At 75.1% G+C, this 21,491-nt stretch carries 17 protein-coding genes; 14 read left to right on the forward strand and 3 right to left on the reverse strand.

The features are described from left to right. Positions 1-993, forward strand: a complete 993-nt coding sequence (locus GT358_RS10980; RefSeq protein WP_166582656.1) for an oligopeptide/dipeptide ABC transporter ATP-binding protein — start codon at positions 1-3, stop codon at positions 991-993. Next, positions 990-2,072: an ABC transporter ATP-binding protein gene (locus GT358_RS10985; RefSeq protein ID WP_166582657.1), complete on the forward strand. Its 1,083-nt coding sequence runs from the start codon at positions 990-992 to the stop codon at positions 2,070-2,072. Before GT358_RS10980 ends, GT358_RS10985 begins: the two co-directional genes overlap by 4 nt. On the opposite strand, the gene GT358_RS10990 is transcribed toward GT358_RS10985, so the two are convergent. Next, positions 2,069-7,372, reverse strand: a complete 5,304-nt coding sequence (locus GT358_RS10990) for a translocation/assembly module TamB domain-containing protein (protein ID WP_166582658.1) — start codon at positions 7,370-7,372, stop codon at positions 2,069-2,071. The two genes, GT358_RS10985 and GT358_RS10990, sit on opposite strands and share 4 nt — an antisense overlap. Then, positions 7,369-9,186: an autotransporter assembly complex family protein gene (locus GT358_RS10995; RefSeq protein ID WP_208103468.1), complete on the reverse strand. Its 1,818-nt coding sequence runs from the start codon at positions 9,184-9,186 to the stop codon at positions 7,369-7,371. Before GT358_RS10995 ends, GT358_RS10990 begins: the two co-directional genes overlap by 4 nt. A gap of 171 nt (positions 9,187-9,357) precedes the next feature. Between GT358_RS10995 and GT358_RS11000 the strand changes: the two genes are divergently transcribed. Continuing rightward, the gene (locus tag GT358_RS11000; RefSeq protein ID WP_166582659.1) at positions 9,358-9,738 is read left to right on the forward strand and encodes a RidA family protein; all 381 of its coding nucleotides are present in this window, start codon (positions 9,358-9,360) and stop codon (positions 9,736-9,738) included. Here GT358_RS11000 and GT358_RS11005 read toward each other — a convergent pair. Next, complete coding sequence (locus tag GT358_RS11005) at positions 9,735-10,523, reverse strand: MBL fold metallo-hydrolase (RefSeq protein ID WP_166582660.1); 789 nt, start codon at positions 10,521-10,523, stop codon at positions 9,735-9,737. The genes GT358_RS11000 and GT358_RS11005 overlap by 4 nt on opposite strands. Positions 10,524-10,542: 19 nt before the next feature. Here GT358_RS11005 and GT358_RS11010 point away from each other — a divergent pair, with 19 nt between their 5' ends. From GT358_RS11010 to GT358_RS11060, 11 genes are all read left to right on the forward strand, one after another. Next, a complete protein-coding gene (locus GT358_RS11010; protein ID WP_208103469.1) occupies positions 10,543-10,998 on the forward strand; it encodes a VOC family protein in 456 nt (151 codons plus the stop codon). Then, positions 10,995-11,957, forward strand: coding sequence for a thiamine pyrophosphate-dependent dehydrogenase E1 component subunit alpha (locus GT358_RS11015; RefSeq protein WP_166582661.1), 963 nt, complete (start codon positions 10,995-10,997; stop codon positions 11,955-11,957). The genes GT358_RS11010 and GT358_RS11015 overlap by 4 nt, the downstream gene beginning before the upstream one ends. Continuing rightward, a complete protein-coding gene (locus tag GT358_RS11020; RefSeq protein WP_166582662.1) occupies positions 11,954-12,979 on the forward strand; it encodes an alpha-ketoacid dehydrogenase subunit beta in 1,026 nt (341 codons plus the stop codon). Before GT358_RS11015 ends, GT358_RS11020 begins: the two co-directional genes overlap by 4 nt. A gap of 1 nt (position 12,980) precedes the next feature. Beyond that, entirely contained in the window at positions 12,981-13,724 is a 744-nt protein-coding gene (locus GT358_RS11025; RefSeq protein ID WP_166582663.1) for an SDR family NAD(P)-dependent oxidoreductase, read from the forward strand. Further along, the gene (locus GT358_RS11030; protein ID WP_166582664.1) at positions 13,721-15,475 is read left to right on the forward strand and encodes a gamma-glutamyltransferase family protein; all 1,755 of its coding nucleotides are present in this window, start codon (positions 13,721-13,723) and stop codon (positions 15,473-15,475) included. Before GT358_RS11025 ends, GT358_RS11030 begins: the two co-directional genes overlap by 4 nt. Positions 15,476-15,477: 2 nt before the next feature. Beyond that, a complete protein-coding gene (locus GT358_RS11035) occupies positions 15,478-16,938 on the forward strand; it encodes an amidase family protein (protein ID WP_166582665.1) in 1,461 nt (486 codons plus the stop codon). Beyond that, on the forward strand, positions 16,928-17,335 hold the full coding sequence (gene hpxZ, locus GT358_RS11040; RefSeq protein WP_166582666.1) for an oxalurate catabolism protein HpxZ: 408 nt from the start codon (positions 16,928-16,930) through the stop codon (positions 17,333-17,335). Before GT358_RS11035 ends, hpxZ begins: the two co-directional genes overlap by 11 nt. A 53-nt stretch (positions 17,336-17,388) precedes the next feature. After that, on the forward strand, positions 17,389-18,996 hold the full coding sequence (locus GT358_RS11045; RefSeq protein ID WP_166582667.1) for an ABC transporter substrate-binding protein: 1,608 nt from the start codon (positions 17,389-17,391) through the stop codon (positions 18,994-18,996). After that, positions 18,993-19,907, forward strand: coding sequence for an ABC transporter permease (locus GT358_RS16705; protein WP_208103470.1), 915 nt, complete (start codon positions 18,993-18,995; stop codon positions 19,905-19,907). Before GT358_RS11045 ends, GT358_RS16705 begins: the two co-directional genes overlap by 4 nt. Continuing rightward, entirely contained in the window at positions 19,907-20,911 is a 1,005-nt protein-coding gene (locus GT358_RS11055) for an ABC transporter permease (protein ID WP_166582668.1), read from the forward strand. The genes GT358_RS16705 and GT358_RS11055 overlap by 1 nt, the downstream gene beginning before the upstream one ends. Continuing rightward, a partial coding sequence (locus tag GT358_RS11060) for an ABC transporter ATP-binding protein (RefSeq protein WP_166582669.1) occupies positions 20,908-21,491 on the forward strand: 584 nt, incomplete at its 3' end. The genes GT358_RS11055 and GT358_RS11060, both read left to right, overlap by 4 nt.

A 21,491-nucleotide genomic window follows, 5' to 3' on the forward strand; every position in this document is an offset into this window, starting at 1 on the left:
ATGACGCCGCTTCTGGAGGTGGAGGACCTGCGCGTGACCTTCGAGACCGGCGACGGGCCGGTCCACGCGGTCAACGGGGTGAGCTTCGCGCTGGCCGAGGGCGAGACGCTGGCCATCGTGGGGGAATCGGGGTCGGGCAAGTCGCAGACGGCGTTCGCCGCGATGGGCCTTCTGGCGCGCAACGGACGGGCGACGGGGGCGGTGCGCTATCGCGGGCGCGACCTGCTGGGCCTGTCCCCGCGCGAGCTGAACCGGGTGCGGGCGAGCGAGATCAGCATGATCTTCCAGGACCCCATGACCTCGCTCAACCCTTACTTGCGCGTCTCGGAGCAGATGGCCGAGGTGCTGATGCTGCACAAGGGGATGGGCCGGCGCGCGGCCGTGGCCGAGGCGGCGCGGATGCTGGACCTGGTGCGCATCCCCGACGCGAAGGCGCGGGTGCACGACTATCCCCACCAGTTCTCGGGCGGAATGCGGCAGCGGATCATGGTCGCCATGGCGCTGCTCTGCGGGCCGAAGCTCCTGATCGCGGACGAGCCCACGACCGCGCTCGACGTGACGGTACAGGCGCAGATCATGGCCCTTCTGGGCGAGATCCGCCGCGAACTCGGCACGGCGATCATCCTGATCACGCACGACCTTGGCGTGGTGGCGGGGTTCTGCGACCGCACGCTGGTCCTTTATGGCGGGCAGATCATGGAGGAGGGGCCGACCGACCTGATCTTTGCCCGACCCACCCATCCCTACACGCTGGGCCTGCTCTCGGCGGTGCCGCGCATCGACCGCGAGGAGGAGACGCTGCTGACCATCGCGGGCGAGCCCCCGGACATGAGCCGCCTGCCGCCGGGCTGTCCGTTCTTTCCGCGCTGCGCCTTTGCCCGGCCCGAGAACGAGACGCTGCGCCCGCCGCTCGTGCGGCTGACGGACGGGCGGCGGCGCGCCTGCAACCGGCCCGTGGAGGAGATCCTGCTCGCCCGGGAGGCCGCGCAATGAGCGTCGCGACACAGAGCCAGGGTCAGGGCGGAGGAGGCGAGACGCCGCTCCTGTCGGTGCGCGACCTGCGCGTGACCTTCGAGATCCGGCCGCGCAACGCCTGGCCGTGGACGCCGTCGCGGCGGCTGCGGGCGGTGGGGGGGGTGAGCTTCGACCTCGCCCCCGGAGAGGTGCTGGGCGTGGTGGGCGAGTCGGGCTCGGGCAAGAGCACGCTGGCGCGCGCGATCGTGGGCACGGTGCCGGCCGAGGGGCTGATCCGCTTCGACGGCGAGGACATCGCGCGGCTGTCGCCCGAGGGGCGGCGGGCGCGGCGGCGCGACATCCAGATGGTGTTCCAGGACCCGCTGGCCGCGCTCAACCCGCGCATGACCGTGGGCGAGATCGTGGCCGAGCCGCTGCTGACCCATTTCCCGCGCACGCCGCGCGCGGAGGTGCGGCGCCGGGTGGGCGAGATCCTGGAGCGGGTGGGGCTTCTGCCCTCGATGATCAACCGCTATCCGCACGAGTTCTCGGGCGGGCAGTGCCAGCGGATCGGGATCGCGCGCGCGCTGATCCTGCGCCCGCGCCTCCTGATCTGCGACGAGCCGGTCTCGGCGCTGGACGTGTCGGTGCAGGCGCAGGTGGTCAACCTCCTGCGCGAGCTGCGCCGCGACATGGGGCTGGCGATGATCTTCATCGCCCACGACCTGAGCGTGGTGCGCCACGTGAGCGACCGCATCCTGGTGATGTATCTGGGCCGGCTGATGGAGATCGCCCCCGCCCGTGCGCTGGTGGCCGAACCCCGCCACCCCTATACGCAGGCGCTGATCGCCTCGGTCCCGATCCCCGACCCGGTGCTGGAGCGGGCGCGGACCCATCCGGTCCTGGAGGGCGACCTGCCCTCGCCGCTCGCGCCGCCATCGGGCTGCGTGTTCCGCACGCGCTGTCCCAAGGCGCGCGAGGCCTGCGCGGCCGAGGTGCCGCCGGCCTTCGAGGTGGGGCCCGCGCACCGGGCCGCCTGCCTGTTCTGGGACGAGCCCACCCCCGCCTTCGGCCGCGCGGCCGGGGCGGTGGCGGCGGCAGCGGAGGGCGCGGCCTAGTAGTCGCGCTCGAAGTAGATGCCGAGCGTGGTCTCGCCGGCGGTGGTGACGCCGGCGCGCACGGTCAGGTCCTGGGTCAGGTCGAGGTTGATCGTGGCCGTGGTCTGCTCGGTGCCCACGACGACGTCGGTATAGATGTTCTCGGTCAGGTACTGGCCGAGGCGGACGGCCGCGCCGCCGTCCTCGCCCACGGTGAAGTCGAGATCGGCGAGCCCCGCCCCCCCGCGCAGGCGGTCCACCACCCCGTCGCCGCCCCCCGCGAGCTGGGCCGCGGCGGCGGCGAGCTGGACGGCCTGGAAGGGGGTGATCGAATCGAGGCTGCGGCCGAACAGGAGCTGGGCCAGCACCTCGTCCTGGGGGAGTTCGGGGCTGGAGGCGAAGGTGACCTCGGGCGCGTCGGCGGGGCCTTCGAGGATCACGGAGAGCTGGGCGCCGCTGCGCGCCTGGGTGGTGGCGACGAGGCGCAGGAAGGGGACAAAGGCGCCCTGGAGCGTGGCCGAGCCCTCGGTCAGCACGAAGCGCTGGCCGAGGATGTCGAAGCGGCCGCGGATCAGCGAGAACTGCCCGATGGGAACGACGGCGGCGGTGGTGCCCGTCAGGCGCAGCGTGCCCCCGAGCTCGGCGTCGAGGCCGCGGCCGCGCACGAAGACGCGGGCGGGCGCGCTGAGCAGGAGGTCGAGCGAGAAGGGCGCGGCGGCCCCTGCCCCGCCGGGGTCGCGGGCGCGTGGCCGGGCGGCGTCGGCGCGGGCGAGCGTCTGGCGGACGGGGAGGGAGGGCTCGATGTGGAAGACGGGGGGCAGGTCGCCGAGCGCGCCGACCCCGGAGGTGGGGACGCGGATCTCGGCGTTGTCCACGAGGACGGTGCCGGCGATGGCCGCGCCCCCCGCGAGCGGGCCCGTCACCGTCACCTGCGCGGAGGCGAGCGCGGTGTAGAGGGCGGGGTCGCGGATCACGAGATCGGTGCCGGTGGCCGAGAGGTTCGCGACGAAGGGCGGGACGAGGCCGACGCTGCCCGCGAGCGCGAGCGTGCCGCCGGCCGAGAGCGCCCCCGAGAGCTGGACCTGCGCCGTGCCGCCCCCGAGCGTGGCCGTGCCGGCGATGTCGGTCACCGCCACCCCTAGCGCGGGGTCGGCGAGCCGGGCGCCCGCGGTCGTCACGGTGCCCGACAGGTTGGCGGGCGCGAAGCCCCCCTCGAGGCGGAGGTCGAGCGTGGCGGCCCCTTCGAGCCGCCGCGGCTCGATCACCGGATTGGCGAGACCGAGCGGCACCGTGCCTGTCACGCCGAGGCTCGGCCCCGCAGGCCCGACCGTTCCCGCGACGCGCCCTGCGATCCCGCCCGGACCGGTCACCGCGGCGTCGAGCGCCACGCCGGCCGGCCCGAAGGTGGCCGTGCCCGTGGCGGTGGCGGGACCGGGATAGTCGGGGGCGAAGAGGGCCACATCCGCCAGCCGCGCATCAAAGGCGACCGTCTCGTCCGTGCCCTGCGCCGACAGGGAGAAGGCGGGAAAGGTGGCAGCCAGACGCCCGATGCGGAGCGGCCCGCCGTCCTGTCGGGCGATCTGCAGGTCGAAGCGGCCCGTCCCTGCCAGAAGCGGAACCAGGGCAGGGATCCCGGGGTCGAGCGCGGTCGCCGTGCCCTGGGCCGACAGATCGAAGCTCGAAAGGTCCGGCAGGAGCGTCCCGGCGATGGTCGCCTCGAGCGAGCCCGCCAGCCCCGTGCCCGCCAGGGCACCGAACGGAGCGAGGTTCGCCGCCGACACCCGCGCCGTGCCCGTGATGGCGGAGCCCGCCTCCGGTGGCGCCACCGTGGCATCGAGAACGGCCTGCGCGCCGCTGGCCCCGGCGGTGGCCACGATGCTCAGATTGCCGTCGGGCATGCGTGCGGCCGTGCCCTGCGCGGTCAACGGACCGGGCAGGCCGGGAAGGATGACGCCCGCCTGTTCGATGCGGAGGTCGAAGCGCCCCTCGCCCGCCGTCGCCCCGAAGCGGCCCGAGGCGGCGAGCGCGGCGAGCGGGCTCTGCGCCGAAAGGGTTGCGGCCAGATCGCCCGCCGCGTCGCGGGCGATCCGCCCCGTGGCCCGCCCTTCTCCGGCCAGCAGCGGCTCCAGCGCCGGCAGCCCGAGGCGCAGATCGCGGAAGCGCGCGTCGAAGGCGAGGTCCAGTTCGGACAGGTCCGGCCGCACCCGCCCCGACGCGGCCGCCGTCAGCGCCCCGCCCAGATCGCGTCCGAGGAGCGGCCCCCAAGGGGCCAGATCGGCCGCCACGACTTCGGCATCGCCCGCAAAGGCGAGTCCGTCCGCCGGGTCGAGGGTGCCGTCGAGGGCCAGTGTGGCGCCGGGCACCGCCCCCTCCAGGTCCAGAGCCAGCGTGCCGTCCGGCGCGGGCGAGACGGTGCCCGCCAGCCGGCCGGGTCCCGCCAGACCCGGCAGGAGCGGCGCCACATCGGCAAGCGCGAGGTCAAGCGTGGCCGTCCCCCGTCCCGCCGCATCGAAGGCCGCATCGGCCGTGCCGGACAGAAGCGCGGTCTCCACCTCCACACCTTCCGCCAGGAGCGCACCATCCGCCGAGCGGGCGATACGGCCCGAAAGGCGCCCCTCGCCCGCGAGGAGCGAGTCGAGGGGCCCGAGGCCGAGCGCGAGGTCCGTCGTGCTCGCCCGGGCCGAGAGGTCGAACTCGGACAGGTCCGGCAGGAGGCGGCCCGAGAGCGTGGCCGCGGCGGCGCCCGAAAGATCGCGGCCCGCGAGCGCGGCGAAGGGAGCGAGATCGGGCAGGTCGAGCGCCACCTCCCCCTCGAAGACGCCGCGCCGGGCGGGGTCGAGGCGGCCGTCGATGCGCGCCTCGCCCTGGGGCAGGGTAGCGGCGAGGTCGAGGAGGACGGCCCCGTCCGGGGCGGGCGAGGCGGTGCCGGTGACGCGCGCGGGGCCCGACAGGCCGGGGAGCAGCGGGGCCACATCCGCAAGCGACAGGTCCAGGTTTGCGGTGCCCGTCCCGTTGCGGAATGCGGCTTCGGCCGTGCCCGCGATCAGGTCCGTCTCGATCCGGAAGCCTTCCACGACAAAATCTCCCGGTCCCGTCCGGGCCAGGCGCCCTCCGATCTCTCCCTCGCCGGCCAGGAGCAGATCGAGGGCGTCGATACCGAGAGCCAGATCGCGGGTGACCAGATCGAGCGCGATGTCGAGGCGAGACAGATCGGCCTCCACCCGGCCTCCGGCCCGGATCGACAGCCCGCCGCTGGGATCGAGTCCGGGCAGGAGGCGGGCCAGCAGAGGCGCATAATCGGCCGCCTCGTCCAGATCGGCGACGAGCGACAGGGAGACCGGCTCTCCGCCGGCCGCAGGAAGGGTCTGCGCGGCGCGCAGCGCAGCCGTGGCCCCCGGCAGATCGGCGGTGGCGGCGAGCAGGAGCTGGCCCACGCTGTCGCGCTCGAAGGTTCCCGCGAGACGGCCCGGACCTTCGAGACCGGGCAGCGACAGGCCCAGATCGGCCACCGCCAGGTCGAACCGGGCGCTGCTCTGGCCGCTGGTGATGTCCGCATCGGCCTCCGCCAGGACCAGCGGCGTCTCGATGCGCAGCGCGTTCAGGCGCGTTCCCGTCTCGTCGCGGTCGGCGGCCAGGCGCAGCCGCCCCGCCCCGGCGAGGAGGGGGTCGAGTTCGGCGATCCCGAGCCGCAGGCCGTCCGTGGTCCCGTCGATCGCGACATCGAAGATCCCGTCGAGCGGTCGCACGCCCCCCACCACCGCCAGATCGGCCGCGCCGCCCAGATCGTCGAGACCGGAGAGGACGGCGAAGCGGCCGAGATCGGCCGCCTGCAGCCGGACGTCGAACGCGATGCGCCCGCCCTCGGCCGGTCCGGCAATGCTGCCCGAGCCCGCGATCTCGACCCCGGGACCCGAGAGCGTCAACCGCTCCACCCGCAGCGGACCGCCTTCGGGCGGACGCAGCAGGGCGACCTGTCCGGCGATCTCGGAGCCCAGCGCCTCGGCCAGACCGGCATCGGCGAAGGCAAGGCCGCTGGCGGCATAATCGAGTTCGGCGGTGAAGGCGCCGGGCTCTCCCGCCTCCGGCGGCCGGATCGTGCCGGAACCGGCCAGCGTGAGGGCGGGCAGGGTCACGCCCTCGCCGGCGAAGTCCTCGAGAACGAAGCTCCCGGTCCATTCGTCGCCGAGCGCGGCATCGAAGGCGACGTCGAGGGTCACGGAGCGGACCGTGGCGGCGCTGCGCGGCAGGGGCACGGGGGCGCCGTCCTCGCCCGCGATCCGGCCTGCGAGCGACAGGCGCGTGGGCCAGCCGTCGGGGGCGATCTCGGCCGCCCCGTCGAGCAGGACGGCCGCGCCCGACAGGCCGAGCGAGGTGACGACGACCGAGCCGTCGCCCCGCCGGATGCCCTTGGCGCGCAGGCGCAGGTCGGGGCCGAAGAAGGCGCCGGCCTCGGGGGCGACGAGGGGGGTGACGTCGCCCGCGATGTCGAGGCCGAAGGCGCGGGCCTGGAGGTCGCCCTCGGAGGGGACGGCCTGGAGCGCGACCTCGCCCGAGACGCGCGGGGCCCCGTCGGTGGCCAGCGCGACGGTGGCGCGCCAGTCGTCGATGGGCCCGGTGCCATCCACGCGCAGCGCCACTGACGGCAGGCCCGGCAGGTCGAGCGCGCGCGCGACGATGCCGCCGGGAGCCTCCTGCAGGTCGAGGTCGAGCGCGAGGATGCGGGTGGCATTGGAGAAGGAGGCGTCGAACAGGAGCCGCCCCTCGCTGCCCTCGAGGATCTGCGCCGCGAGGCGGGCCTCACCCTCGCCGCCTTCCAGCGTGACGGTGCCGGCGACTTCGAGCGCCACGGCTTCGCCCAGGATCGCCGGGCCCAGTGCGATGCGGTCGGCGCGCAGTTCGCCGATGCGGACGGAGACGGGCAGGTCCGGGAGCGCGAAGGGCGTGGCCTCGGGGCTGGGCAGGGACGGGTCAGGGATCGGAGGGCGCAGCACGTCGATCGAGCCGGCGGTCAGCTCCTCCACCTCGATGCGGCCGGCAAACAGGGCCGACCGGCTCCAGTCGAGCGCGAGGTCGCGAGCGTCGAGCCAGATCCCCTCGCCGTCGGCGATGGTCAGCCTCTCGATGGTGGCGCGCGAGGAGAGCGCGCCGGCGAAACCCTGGATGCGCACCTCGCGGGCGGTGTCGCTGAGCGCGCCCTCGATGAGGCGGGTCAGGAAGCCGCCGTCATCCTCGATGGCCGCCGGGCCCGTCTCCTGGGCAGGAGCGGAACGGGGCGACAGAAGGGCAAGCGCGGCCAGCGCGCAGATGGGGAGGAACCTCAAAACGCCTGTCCTATGCCGATATAGAGCTGCAGGCGGCCAAAGGCGTCGTCGCCCGTAGCCGGGGTTGCGAGGTCGACGCGGATCGGGCCGACAAAGGTATCGTAGCGCCCGCCGAGACCGACGCCCGCATGCCACTCGCCGTCCTCCCAGGGCAGCGCACCGGGCGCGACAAGGCCCGCATCGGCAAAGGCCACGGCGCCGATCCGTTCGGTGACATCCACCCGCGCCTCGAGCTGGAGGCCGGCGAGCGACGCGCCCCCCGTCACGACGGAGGTGCCGTCCACGACCCGCTCGACCCCCAGCGAGCGGAAGGGCTGGCCGCGCACCGTTCCCCCGCCTCCCGAGAAGAACTTGAAGTCGGCAGGGGCATCCTCGGGGCGGCTTCCCAGGAGGCTGCCGAGCTGGGCGCGTCCCGCCACGGTCACGCGCTCGCCCAGGGCGCGGTAGGCGCGCGCATCGGCATAAAGGCGCGCCCCGTCGCTGCCCGCACCGGCCACCGTCACGAAAGGCGTCGCGCGCGCGTCGAGGAACGTTCCCGCACGCGCGTCGCGCGGATCGTCGCGCCGGTCCCAGACAGCCCCCAGCGGCAGCGTGAGCAGCGTGTAGTCGCGGGTGCGGGCGGCCGTCCGTTCGCGGGCCGCGAGCACCCCCACGGCAGCCGTCAGCGTCAGGTCGTCGGTCGCATAGCGGGTGATGCCCACATCGAAGGTGAACTGGTCGAGCAGGAACGCCTCCTCGTCCTCGCGCGACAGGCGCGTGGCGAAGGTGAGGTCGGTATCCGGCCCGAAGGTCGCCGGCCGGGCCAGGCTGACCCCGAGGGCGTAGTCGATCCCGCCGCCCGCAAGGCCCAGCGTCTCGCCCTCGATGTTGGCCACCTGCCCTTCCACGCGCAGCCGCTCGGCCCCGCCCAGAAGATTGCGGTGCAGCCAGAAGGCATTGGCCGAAAGCCCGCGCTCCGAACTGATCTCGGCGCCGAAGCCGAAGCGGCGGGGCAGCGATTCCGTGACCTGGATGCGGATGGGAACGCTGCCGGGCGGGCTTTCCGCCTCGGGGACCTCGACGAGCGCCACGGCGTCGAAGGCCCCGGTCCGGCGCAGGCGCGCGGCGGCCCTTTCGAGATCGAGCGGGTCGAAGACCTGACCGGTCGGCACGCCGGCGATCGCGCGGATGCGCTCCTCCCGGACGCGCGCGGCGCCGCTGACCGCCACGGGCCCGAAGGCGAGGCGGGCACCCGGAGCGATGGTCACCGCGGCATCGAGCCGCGTCTGCGGATGGATGGCCACGATCTCCTGGTCGGCGACGGCGGCGCGGGCATGGCCTTGCGCGCGCCAGCCTTCGACCGCCTCCGTGGCCGCGTCGCGGACAAGACCCGAAAGGGCCGGTTCACCGGGAGCGAACCCCGTCGGCAGGTCGGTGTCCGGTGCCAGCGGGCCGATGGACGTCCGGCCGAAGGTGAAGAGCGGGCCGGGATCGACCGCCAGGATCACGCGCGACAGCACGGCCGGCGCTTCGAGCGGCTGGATCGCGTCCGCCTCGCGGCCGTCGAGCGTGATGGAGATCGTGCCGCCGTAATGTCCCTGCGCATAGAGGGCGGTCAGCAGGCGCCGATAGTCGGCCCGCGCGGCCGCGACAATGTCCTGCGGCACCGCTTCCGGGTCGTCGGCCGCAGCAAGCGTGAGCGAGGCGGCGCGCAGGGCGCGCTCCACCGCGCCGGACGTGCCCGGCGGCACCACGAGCGACACCTCCTGGGCCGGCAGCGGAAGGGCGGAGACCAGCAGGGCGGCAAGTCCCGCGAAATGGGGGCGGCGAAGCATCGATCCTCCCGTCGGCCGGCTTGGGCGGGCGGGCCGAGCCTAGGCTGCCGGAGCGGCCGAGGGGAAGTCCCGGAGCGTTCTTCGTGAACGGCATGCGGACTTTCCGCCGATGGGGCTTGCGCCGCGTTCGTCCTGCCTGCATGGGCCGGCGGCGTCAGTCCGGAGAGCGCGATGCCGCCATCGTCCCGCCCCTCGTCCATTCGCCGGCTCGAACCCACAGGACGCCTGTCGCAGGCCGTGGTCTGGCGCGGGCTGGTCCGGATCTCGGGACAGGTTGCCGGCGAGAGGCCGCCTGCGGACATCGAGGCGCAGACGCGCCTCGTCCTCGAGCGGCTCGATACGCGGTTGGCCGAGGCCGGGACGGACCGGCTTCATCTGCTGTCGGCCGAGGTGTTCCTGGCGGACATGGCCGACTTCGCGGCCATGAACCGCGTCTGGGAAGCGTGGATCGACCCGCAGGCCCAGCCCGCCCGCATCACCGTGCAGACTCCGATGACCCGGCCGGACTGGCGCGTGGCCGTTGCGGCCTGGGCCGTCCTGCCGGAGCGCTAGGGCGCCTCGGCCCGGATTCCGCCGGCTGTCCGGACCAGCCGCGCCAGTCCCGCCGGCTCCAGATGCGCCCCGGCGAGAAGCAGGCCCTCGTCGGCGGCGCGGGCGAGCAGGGCGCGGCGCGTGCGGCGCGCGACCAGGGGATCGGTGTCCCAGACGAGGCCCCGGTCCGGGTCGGGGACCTGCCAGGCGGCACGGTGAAGGATGTCGCCTGCGAAGAGCACCCCACCGCCCGGGCCCTGCCACAGGAAGGCGAGGTGACCCGGCCGGTGGCCGGGGGCCGGCAGGGCCGAGACGCCGCCTCCCAGATCGGCCGGCGCCTTGATCCGCCGGAGGCGGTAGGGGGCGAGCGCGCGGGCGGCCCAGTCCGCCACCCGGGCCGCGTCCGCGTCGTGCCCGTCCGGTGCGCCGGGGCCCAGCCAGTCCGCCCATTCCCTGTGCGACAGCACGATCTCGGCGCCGGGAAAGCGGGGGCGGCCCTGGGCATCGGTCAGTCCGCCCACATGATCGGGGTGCAGGTGGGTGAGCAGCACGCGCGCGACGCGGGCGGGATCGAAGGCGCCGCGCAGCGGGCGCAGCCATCCGGCCCCGGCGCCGAGCAGCGGGCCGGCCCCGGCATCGACGAGCCAGCATTCCGGGCCGAGGTCGAGGGCGAAGGCGAAGACGGGGACGCGGGAGTCGAGGTGCGGCGGCATCCCGCTTGCGGCGCGCACGGCGTCCGGCAGGGCGAAGTGGCCGTCGAGCAGGACGGCCAGCCCGTCGGGGGGATCTTGACGGACATCCAGCATTGGATGATTGTATCCAATCATGCAGGAGCGGTCCACCAGTCCGGAAGCATGTGCGGGGGCGCGCCTGCTGCACCTGTCGCTAGCCGTGGATGACCTGTCGGCCGCCGAGGCCTTCCTGGCCCGGACGCTGGGCTACCGGCGCACCTTTGGCGCCAACGGCCTGGGCGAGGCCATCGGGCGCCTGACGGGGGCGGCGGGGCTGGATTGCGACCTGGTCCAGATGGTCCGGCCCGGCGACGACGCGGTCCTCGAACTGGTCGCGTTCCGGCCGCCCCCGCCCCGGGGCCCGGCGCCGCCCGCGCATCTGGCCTTTGGCGTGGCCGACCTGGACGCGGCGCTGGAGCAGATGAGGGCAGCAGGGGCGCGGGCGCTGGGAGAGGTGGTGAGCTTTGCCGAGGGGCGCGCGGTCTATCTGGCCATCCCCGGGGGCGCCACGATCGAGCTGGAGGAGATCGGCGGGGAGGGGGCGCCGTGAGACCGAACGATCCCCGCATCCTTCGCCACCGGCGGATGCTGGAGATGCGGGCCTTCGACGAGGCCTGCCTGGAGGCGCTGCGGCGGGGCGAGATCCACGGCGAGCTGCATACCGGCATCAACCAGGAGGCGATCGGCGCCGCCATGGCCGAGTCGCTGCGCCCCGGCGACGCGGTCGTCTCGACCCACCGCAACCACTTCCACGCGCTGGCCAAGGGGGTGCCCGCGCGCGCGCTTCTGGCCGAGATCCTCGAGCGGGAGACGGGCCTGTGCCGGGGCCGGGGCGGGCACATGCACCCGTTCCACCCGCCCACGAACTTCTCGGCCACGGGGATCGTCGGCGCCTCGCTGCCCGTCGCGCTGGGCTATGCGCAGGCCTTCCGGCTGCGGGGCGAGGATCACGTGGCCGTGGGCGTGACGGGGGATGGCGGGTCGCATACGGGGGCGTTCCACGAGACGCTGGTGATCGCGGGGGCGCGGCGGCTGCCGCTGGTCGTGCTGGTGGAGAACAACGCGCTGGCGATCTCGGTCGGGTTCGGCGACGTCTCGCCCACGGCGACGGTGGCCGAGCGGGCGGGCGCCTGGGGCGCGCGCGGGATGCTGGTGGACGGGACCGACGTGGACGCCACGGCCGAGGCATTCGCGGCCGCGATGGAGCAGGCGCGCGGCGGGGGCGGGCCCGTCCTGCTGGAGGCGACCTGCACGCGCGCGCGGGGGCATTTCGAGGGCGACCCCGACACCTACCGCACACGCGAGGAGAAGCGCCGCCTGCGCGAGGAGCGCGACCCGATCGCGCTGCACCGCGCGCGACTGCTGGCCGAGGGGGTGGGGGCCGACGCGCTCGACCGCATGGCGGCGGAGGTGCGCGCGGAGACGGCGCGGCTTCTGGAGGCGGTGCGGGCCGATCCCCTGCCCGACCCGGCCGGGGCGGCGCTCTACTTGTGGGCGGAGGAGGCATGAGGGACGAGCCGTCGCCCGGGACGCGCGCGGCGCTGCCGATCCCGGCGCTGATCGCCGAGGCCCTGGCGGGCGAGATGGCGCGCGATCCTTCCGTGCTGCTGCTGGGCGAGGATGTGGGGCGGCTGGGCGGGGTGTTCGGCGCCTCGCGCGGGCTGCTCGAGCGGTTCGGCCCCGACCGGGTCATGGACATGCCCATCGCCGAGATGGCCTTCACGGGCATGGGGGTGGGGCTGGCCATGGCGGGGATGCGCCCCGTCGTAGAGATCATGTTCGCCGACTTCGTGGGCGTGTGCCTCGAGCAGATGGTCAACGCGGCGGCCAAGATCCCCTTCATGTCGGGGGGCCGGCAGCGCGTGCCCGTCGTGTTCAAGACCGCCGGGGGGTGCATCGGCTCGGCCGCGCAGCATTCGCAATGCCTGTGGGGGCTGTTCGGGCACCTGCCGGGGATGAAGGTGGTCGTCCCCTCCTCGCCCATGGACCACAAGGGGCTGATGGCGGCGGCGATCCGCTGCGACGACCCGGTCCTGTTCGTCGAGCACAAGCGCCTCCTGCTGTCGAAGGCGCGCGATTCGCTGCAGGGCGCGGAGGTGCCCGAGGGGGAGGTCGTCACCCCCATCGGGCGGGCGCGGGTCGCGCGGGCTGGCGGGGACGTGACGGTGGCGACCCTGTCGCTGGGGGTGGAGCACGCGCTGCGCGCGGCCGCGGAGGTGGCGCCCGAGGGGATCGGGGCGGAGGTGATCGACCTGCGATCGGTCGTGCCGCTGGACATGGAGACGGTCTGCGCCTCGGTCGCGCGGACGGGGCGGCTGCTGGTGGTGGATGAGGACTACCTGTCCTTCGGCCTCTCGGGCGAGGTCGTGGCGCGCTGCCTGGAGGCGCTGGGGCCGGGCGCGCTGCGGCAGGTGGGGCGGCTCGCCGTGCCGGACGTGCCGATCCCCGCCGCGCTGCCGCTGGAGCGGGCGGTGCTGCCGGGGCCCGAGGCGATCGCCGCGCGGCTGCGGGCGATGGCGGTGGGGGCCTGAGATGCGCGTCGCGGCGATCCTGGGCGCAGGAGGCGGAATCGGGGCAGCCTGCGCGCGCGCGGCGGCCGAGGCGGGCTGGCGCGTGGTCGCGGGCGACATCGGGGGCGCGGCGGAGCGGGCGGTGGGGGGGCTTGCCCACGATCCGCTCGCGCTGGAGGCGGACGTGACGGATGAGGCCGCGATGGGCCGCCTGGCCGCCACCGCCGCCGAGGCAGGCGAGGTGGGCCTGCTGATCTATGCGGCGGGCGTCGTGGGGACGATGGCGGTGGACCGGATGGACTGGACGCTGCACCGCCGGATCATGGCGGTGAACCTGGAGGGCGCCTTTCTGGCCGCCGCCGCCTTTGCGCCGGTCCTGCGGCCGGGGGGCGCGGCGGTGTTCCTGTCCTCGGTCGCGGGGCGGCGGGGCGAGGCGCGGGCGTCGTCCTACTGCGCCTCCAAGTTCGGGCTGATCGGCCTGGCCGAGAGCCTGGCCGCGGAATGGGCGCCGCGGGGGGTGCGGGTCTGCGCGGTGGCGCCGGGCAACGTGGACACGCCCATGCTGGCGCGCGTGGCCCGCGACATCGCCGCGGCCGAGGGCGTGACCGAGGAGGCCGTCCGGGAGCGACTGCGCCGGGCGGGCGCGGCGCGGCGCCTGGTGCGGCCCGAGGAGGTGGCGGCGGTCTGCGTCGCGCTGGGCTCGCCGGATTTCGGGGCGGTGACGGGGGCCACGATCACGGTGGATGCGGGAGCGATGGTGGGATGAGCCCCGAGGCGGACCTCGCACAGACCGTGGACGGCACGGGCGGCATGCGCAACGCGGCCGCGCCCACCCCGTCGGTCTTTCCCCCGCCCGAGGCGATGCGCCCGACGATCGTGGGGCGGGGCTGGGTCGTGGCGGCGGGGCACCCGCTGGTGGCGCAGGTCATGGCGCGCGTGCTGGAGGAGGGCGGCAACGCGGTCGACGCGGGCGTGGCGGGCACCCTGGCCTCGACCGTGGTGCAGGCGGACATGTGCAACCTCGGCGGGATCGCGCCGCTGCTCGCGCGGCCCGCCGGCTCGGACCGGGTGTGGCAGGTCGCGGGCGTGGGCCCGTGGGGGCAGGCAGCGACGCTGGAGGCGTTCCGGGCCCGGCACGGCGACGACATCCCCCTGGGCGCGCCTGCGGGCGTGGTGCCGGGGGGGTTCGCCGCCCTGTGCGAGGCGCTGGCGCGCTGGGGCAGCTGGCGGTTCCGCGACGTGGCCGCGCCGGCGGCGCGGCTCGCGGCGGAGGGGTTCCCGCTCGACCGGCGGGGCGCCGAGGCGCTGGCCATCCTGGGGCGCGGCTTTGCGCGCTGGGAGAGTTCGCGGCGCATCTACTGGCCCGAGGGGCGGCCGCCGCGGCCCGGCGAGACGCTGGTGCAGGCCGATCTGGGCCGGACCCTCCTGGCGCTGGCGGCGGAGGATCGCGGTCCCGACCGACTGGCCGGCATCAAGGCCGCGCGCCGCGCCTTCTACGAGGGCGAGATCGCCGCGCGCCTGGTCGCCGCCAACCGCGAGGGGGGTGGGTTCCTCTCGCGCGAGGATCTGGCGCGGCACCGGGCGGACGTCTCGGCTGCGCCGTCCGTGTCCTATCGCGGCCACCGGGTCCATGCGGCAGGGCCGTTCTCGCAGGGGCCGGTCCTGCTGCAGGCGCTGGCGCTGCTGGGGCGGCACACGCTGGGCCGGCTCGGGCGCGGGGGGGCGGAGCACCTGCACTTGGTGGCCGAGGCGCTGCGGCTGGCCTTTGCGGACCGCGACCGCAGCTACCACGACCCGGCCGAGCGGCCCGAGGCGACCGAGGCGATCCTGTCGCCCGAGCATCTGGAGGCGCTGGGCCGCACCCTCGATCCCGGACGGGCGGGATGGCAGGGGGCGGAGGAAGCCCGGGGGCGGGCGCGCTTCGACACGACCTATGTGGCGGCGGCGGACGCGGCGGGCAACGTCCTGTCCTGCATGCCCTCGGACACGCTGGACGGGGCGCCGGTGGTGGAGGGACTGGGCTTCTTCGTTTCGCCGCGCGGGGTGCAGTCGCGCCTGGACCCCGCCCATCCGGCGGCGATCGCGCCGGGGCGGCGGCCGCGCATCACGCCGGCCCCGGCGATCGTGGTCGGCCCGTCGGGCGGGGCCTATGCGCTGGGCTGTCCGGGGGGCGACGTGATCGTGCAGGCGATGCTGCAGGCGGTGGTCAACCTCCACGATTTCGCCCTCTCGCCGCAGGAGGCGGTCGAGGCCCCGCGCGTGGCGACCTTCTCCTTTCCCGGGTCGTTCTTTCCCAATCCGTGCTTTCCGGGGCGGCTGGACGTGGAGGGGCGCGTCCCCCAGGCGGTGCGGGACGACCTCGCGGCGCGCGGGCACCGCGTCCACCTCTGGCCCGACTGGGAGTTCGACGCGGGCGCGGTGATGCTGGCGGGGCGGATGCCCCTCTCGCCGGACGGGCCGCCCGTGCTCGCCGCCGCGGCCGACCCGCGCCGGTCGGCCTATGCCCTGGGGGGCTGAGGATGAGGAGGGCGGAGGCGGCGCTGGACGGGGCGGGGCTGGGGAGCGCGGGCCTGCCCGTGGCGGAGGTCGCAGCCGTGCTGGACCGGCTTGCGGGCTATGCGCGCGCTCTGGACCGGGCGCTGGGCTGCCCCGATGCCCCTGCGCGCCTCGGCCCCGTCGCGGTGCCCCCTGCCCCGCCCGCCGCGCCCGTGGCCCCGCTGCCGCCCGCCCCCTCGCCCGAGGAGGCGCTGGCGCGGATCGCGCGGGCCCGCGCGCTCAACGCCGTGACCGAGCTGCTGCCCGGCCGGCCGCAGGGACGGGGCCCGCTGGAGGGGGTGCCGTTCCTGGCCAAGGACCTGTTCGACGTGGCCGGCCGGCCAACCCGGGCGGGCGGGCGCGCCTGGCCCGAGCGCGAGGCGCTGCGCGATGCCGACGCGGTCGCCGCGCTCGAGCGCGCGGGCGCGGTGCTGGTGGGGCGGGCGGGGATGGACGAATACGCCTACGGATTCGCGGGCGAGAACGTCCATGACGGTGACGTGCTGAACCCCCACGACCCGGCGCGCCTGTCGGGAGGCTCCTCGGGCGGGTCGGCGGCGGCGGTGGCGGCGGGGCTCGTGCCGCTCGCGCTCGGCAGCGACACCAACGGGTCGATCCGGGTGCCCGCGGCGCTGTGCGGGGTCTGGGGGCTGAAGCCCGGCTTCGGCCGGGTCTCCACGGCCGGGATGTTTCCCTTTGTCGCCAGCCTCGACCATGCGGGGCTTCTGGCCGATCACCCCGACCGGCTGGCGGCGGGATGGACCGCGCTGGCCGGCGAGGAGGGGGCGGAGGACGGGGGGGCGGAAGACGGGGGGGCGCCGCGTGTGCTGCGGCTGGGCGGCCATTTCGATCCCGGCGCCGATCCCGACATGCGGGCCGCGCTGGAGGCGGCGGCGGCGGCGCTGGGGGCGGACCGGGTGGCGGATCTGCCGCTCGCCCCGGCGGCGCGGGCGGCGGCCTTTGTGATCACGGCGGCTGAGGGGGGTGCGCTGCACCGCCCGGTCCTGCGCGCGCGCGCCGCGTTCTATGGCCCGGCGGTGGCCGCGCGGCTGGCCGCGGGAGCGGCGATGCCGGCGTGCTGGCTGGTGGCCGCCCAGGCGGTGCGCGCGCGCTGGAGCGCGGCGCTGCTGGCCTTTCTGGCCGAGGCGGACCTGCTGATCGCGCCGGCCGTCCCCTGCCCCGCCCCCCTGCGGACGGCGCGCGTCCTGCGGACCGGCGAGGGGGCGGAGGACGCGCGCCTCGCGCTCGGCCGCTTCACCCAGCCGCTGACCCTGGCCGGGGTGCCGATCCTCGTCGCGCCCTTCCGGCGCGCGGGAGGGCTGCCCGTGGGGGTGCAGGTCGTGGCCGGGCCGGGGCGCGAGGGGCTCTTGCTGACGGCGGCGCGGCGGCTGGCGCGGGCGGGCTTCGCGGCCAGCCTGACGGACGGGGCACGCCATGCGGCCTGACCTGCCCCCTCGCCTCGCGCTCGACCTGCCCGAGGTGGTGGCGGAGGTCCGCGCGGTCGTGGCGCGCTACGAGGCGGCGCTGCTGGCCAACGACATCCCCGTTCTGGACGCCCTGTTCTGGGACGCGCCCGAGGCGGTGCGCTACGGGGTGGGCGAGAACCTCTACGGCCACGCGGCGATCGCGGCCTTTCGGCGCGCGCGCCGCACGGGTCCCTTCCGGCGCGAGGTCCTGCGCCACGCCGTCACGACCTGGGGGCGCGACTTCGCCGTCTCCAACCTCGAATACCGGCGCGAAGGGCACGACCGGCCCGGGCGCGAAAGCAAGACGCTGGTCCGCACGGCGAACGGCTGGCGCATCGTCTCGGCCCATGTGAGCCTTCTGGGCGAGACGGTCTGAGGCCCGGAGGGAGGCGGGCGGGCAAGGCTCGGGACGACCAACGGGGTGCACCGATGAACAACAAGACCGATCCGATCAGCCTTTCGACGATCACCCGGCGCGAGTTCGCCGCCCTTCTGGGACTGGGCTCGGCGGCGGCGCTGCTGCCGCGGGCCGCGGCCGCGCAGGACGGGCCGCGCACGCTCGTCTTCGCGCTGCCGGACCTGGCGGGCAACCTCGAGCCCCACAAGTGGGGGGGCTTCGGGGATTACGTCCACGTCATGGACTGCGTGGGGCGCGGCCTCACGCACATGGACTTCTCCGACCCCGATCCGCAGCCCGCCATCGCCGAATCGTGGTCCGTCTCGGAGGACGGACTGGCCTGGGACTTCGCCATCCGGCCGGGCCTGACCTTTCACGACGGCGCGCCGATCGACGCCGAGGCCGTGCACCGGACCTTCTCGCGCATGCTGCCCGACAGCCCGGAGCGGCCCGAGGGCTCGACCGCGCTCGACAATCTGGGCGGGTCCAACGTGCTGGGCTTCGAGGTCGTGGACCCGATGACCTTCCGCATCCGCCTGGCGGCGCCCGACGCAGCCATCCTGGGGCGGCTGTCCAGGCCCGACATGGTGATCCTGTCGCCCCGGATGCTGGACGCCATGCCCACGAATTTCGGCGAGGCGTTCTCCTCGTGCGGGCCCTTCCGCATCGTCTCGGTGGCCCCGAACGAGCGCGCGGTGCTGGAGGCGTTCGACGGCTTCTACGGGGGCCGGCCGGCGATCGAGCGCGTGGTGATGCAGGTCCTGCCCGAGCCGGTCACGCAGCTCACCGCGCTCGCCTCGGGGGACCTGCACGTCACCAACCTGGTGCCGCATTCCAACCTCGACCGGCTGGCCGCGATGCCGGGGATCGAGGTGGCGACCACGGCGGCCTTTATCTCGGTCTATCTCGCCATGAACGCGAGCGCGGGCATCCTGGGCGACATGCGGGTGCGCCGGGCGATCAACCGCGCCATCGACCGCGAGGCCGTGGTCCGCGAGGCGTTCTTCGGCAAGGCCGAGGTGCCGGGCTACATCTCGCCCGCGGCCGAGGCGGGGTTCGACCCGTCCCACCTCGAGATCTCGCGCCACGACCCCGAGGAGGCACGCGCCCTGCTGGAGGAGGCCGGCGCGGCGGGCGCCACGATCAGCCTGATCTGCGAGAACCACGGCTTCTGGCCGCGCGTGGGGCAGGTGGTCGAGCGGTCGCTGCGCGAGGCGGGGCTGAACCCGGTCACGGAATACCTCGACGTGGGCACCTATAACGGGCGCATGTTCGACGTGGAGGCGCACGAGCTGGCCTTTCTGCAGCGCTCGGCCTTCTTTCCCGACCCGGACGGGCGCTTCTCGCCGCTGCTGCTGTCGGGCACGACGCCGGCCCAGTCCGTCACCGCGCACGAGACGCTGCCCACCCAGCCCGAACTGGACGCCAAGCTCGTCGCGGCCAATGCCGAGACCGACCCCGCGGCGCGCGCGCAGCTCTATGTGGAGCTCAACACCTGGGTGGCCGAGAACGTCCTGCCCTATGCGGCGGTGGTCAACACCTATCTGCCGGTGATCGTGTCGGCCGACGTGGAGGGGGTCAACGTCAACGCACTGGGCACCTACCGCACCTTCCTCGAGGGCGCGAGGTTCGTGCGGTGAGCGAGGCGCCGGCCGGGGCGGGGGAGCGCGCGGGGCCGGAACCGGCGCCGCCCCGCGCGCTGGCGCGCACGCTGCCGGGGGGCGTGGGCGGCGCCGTCCGGGGCGGGCTGTCGCTTCTGCCGGCGCTGGCGGTCTTGGGCTTCGTGGGACTCGCGCTCGCCGCGCCGCTCCTCGCGCCCCATGACCCCGTCCTGCCCGCGCCCGGGGCGGGGATGCTGCTGCCGCCGGGGAGCGAGGGGTTCCCCCTGGGCACCGACAGCTTCGGGCGGGACCAGCTGTCGCGGCTGATCTTCGGGGCGCGGCCGCTCGTGCTCACGGCGGTGCTGTCGGTGGCGCTGGCGGTCCTGGCGGGGGGGCTGCTCGGGCTGGCGGCGGGGGTGGAGGGCGGCCCCGTCGGCGCCGTCATCATGCGGACGATGGACGTGCTTTTGTCCTTTCCGCTGATCCTGGCGGCGATCCTGGTGGTCGCGGCCCTGGGACCCGGCACGCTCAACATGACGCTGGCCATCGCGGCCTCGCAGGTGCCGGTCTTTGCGCGCCTGGCCCAGTCGCTCGCCGCAGGCGAGGCCGCGCGCGACTATGTTCTGGCCGCGCGCGCCTTGGGCTTCGGGCGCTGGCGCGTGATGCTCTCGGAGGTAGCGCCCAACGTCGCCCCGGCCCTTCTGGTGCAGGCGACCTCGGCCGTCTCGACGGCGGCGCTGACCTCGGCGGCCTTGTCCTATCTGGGCCTCGGGGTGCAGCCGCCCACGCCGGACTGGGGCTACATGGTCAAGGAGGCGCAGGAATTCATCTTCTTCGCCCCCGAACAGGCGATCATCCCCGGCGCGCTGATCGCGCTTTTCTCGCTCGCCTGCGCGTTCGCAGGCGACGCCGCCACCGCACGGATGCGCCGGCGCGAGGAGATGCGCTGATGCTGGCCTTTGCGCTGCGCCGCCTGCTTGCGCTGCCGCTGCTGCTGCTTGCGGTGTTCACGCTCGTGTTCCTGGCGCTGCGGGTCCTGCCGGGATCGGCGGTGGACACGCTGTCCTCGCAGCTCACCTCGGCGCATCTGCGCGAGCAGCTGGTGCGCGAGCTGGGGCTCGACCGCTCGCTGCCCGAGCAGTACGCGATCACGCTGGGCCAGATCCTGCAGGGGGATTTCGGCCGCTCGTTCCTGACCGGGCGCGAGGTGGGGCGGATGCTGGCCACGGCGCTGCCGCCCACGATCGAGCTGGCGGTGGCCTCGCTTCTCGTGATGGTGGCGTTCGGGCTGCTGACCGGCCTCGTGGCGGCGGCGGCCGAGGGCAGCGCGCTCGACTGGGGGCTGCGGGGGCTCGCCATGGTGCTGTTCTCGGTGCCGTGGTTCTGGTTCGGGCTGCTGCTCGTGATCGTGTTCTCGCTGTGGCTGGGCTGGCTGCCGCCCAACGGGAGGCTGCCGGCGGGGATCGACTACGCGCCGGTGACGAACTTCGTCCTTTTGGACGCGGCGCTGACGGGGCGGTGGGACCTGGTCGGGCCGTGGCTGCGCCACCTGACGCTGCCCGCGCTGACGGTGGGGCTGACCACGGCCGGGATGCTGACGCGGATCGCGCGCGACGCGACCATCGCCACCGCGCGGCTCGACTTCGTGCGCACGGCGCGGATGAAGGGGGCGGGGGGGCTGCGCGTCTTTCTGCGGCACGTGCTGCGCAACGCCTCGCTCGGGATCCTGACGATCGTGGGGGTGCAGTTCGGCGCCATGCTGGGCGGATCGGTCGTGGCCGAGGTGACGTTCGGCTATCCGGGCATCGGCAAGATGCTGGTGGACGCGGTGACGGGGCGCGACTACGCGGCCGCGCAAGGGGCCGCGCTGGCCATCGCCACGCTCTACATCCTGGTCAACCTGGCGACCGACCTCGCCTATCGCGCCGCCGACCCGAGGCTGCGCCGCGCATGAGCCCGCTTCTGGATGTGCAGGACCTGACCGTGGCCTTCGGCCCCGTGCGGGCCGTCAGGGGGGTGTCGTTCGCGATGGGCCGGGGCGAGGTCCTGGCGGTCGTGGGCGAGAGCGGGTCTGGCAAGTCCGCGCTGGCGATGGCGCTGACCGCGCTCAACCGCGGCCCCGGCGTCCGGATCGGGGGCTCGGTCCAGCTCGAGGGGACGGACCTGCTGGCGCTGCCCGAACGCGCGCTGCGGCGCGTCCGCGGCGCGCGCGTCGCCATGATCTTCCAGGACGCGCTGTCGGCGCTGAACCCCTGCGAGACGATCGGCGCGCAGATCGTCGAGGCGATCCGGCTGCACGAGCGCGCGGGCCGGCGCGCGGCGCGCGACCGGGCCGCGCGGCTTCTGGCCGAGGTGGGGCTGCCCGACCCGGAGGCGCGGCTGGACCTCTACCCGCACGAGTTCTCGGGCGGCCAGCGCCAGCGTGCGATGATCGCGATGGCGCTGGCCTGCGGGCCGGACCTGCTCATCGCGGACGAGCCCACGACCGCGCTCGACGTCACGGTGCAGGCGCAGATCCTGTCGCTGCTCGGGAC

The sequence above is a fragment of the Rubellimicrobium sp. CFH 75288 genome (assembly GCF_009904055.1).
GTDB lineage: Bacteria > Pseudomonadota > Alphaproteobacteria > Rhodobacterales > Rhodobacteraceae > Rubellimicrobium.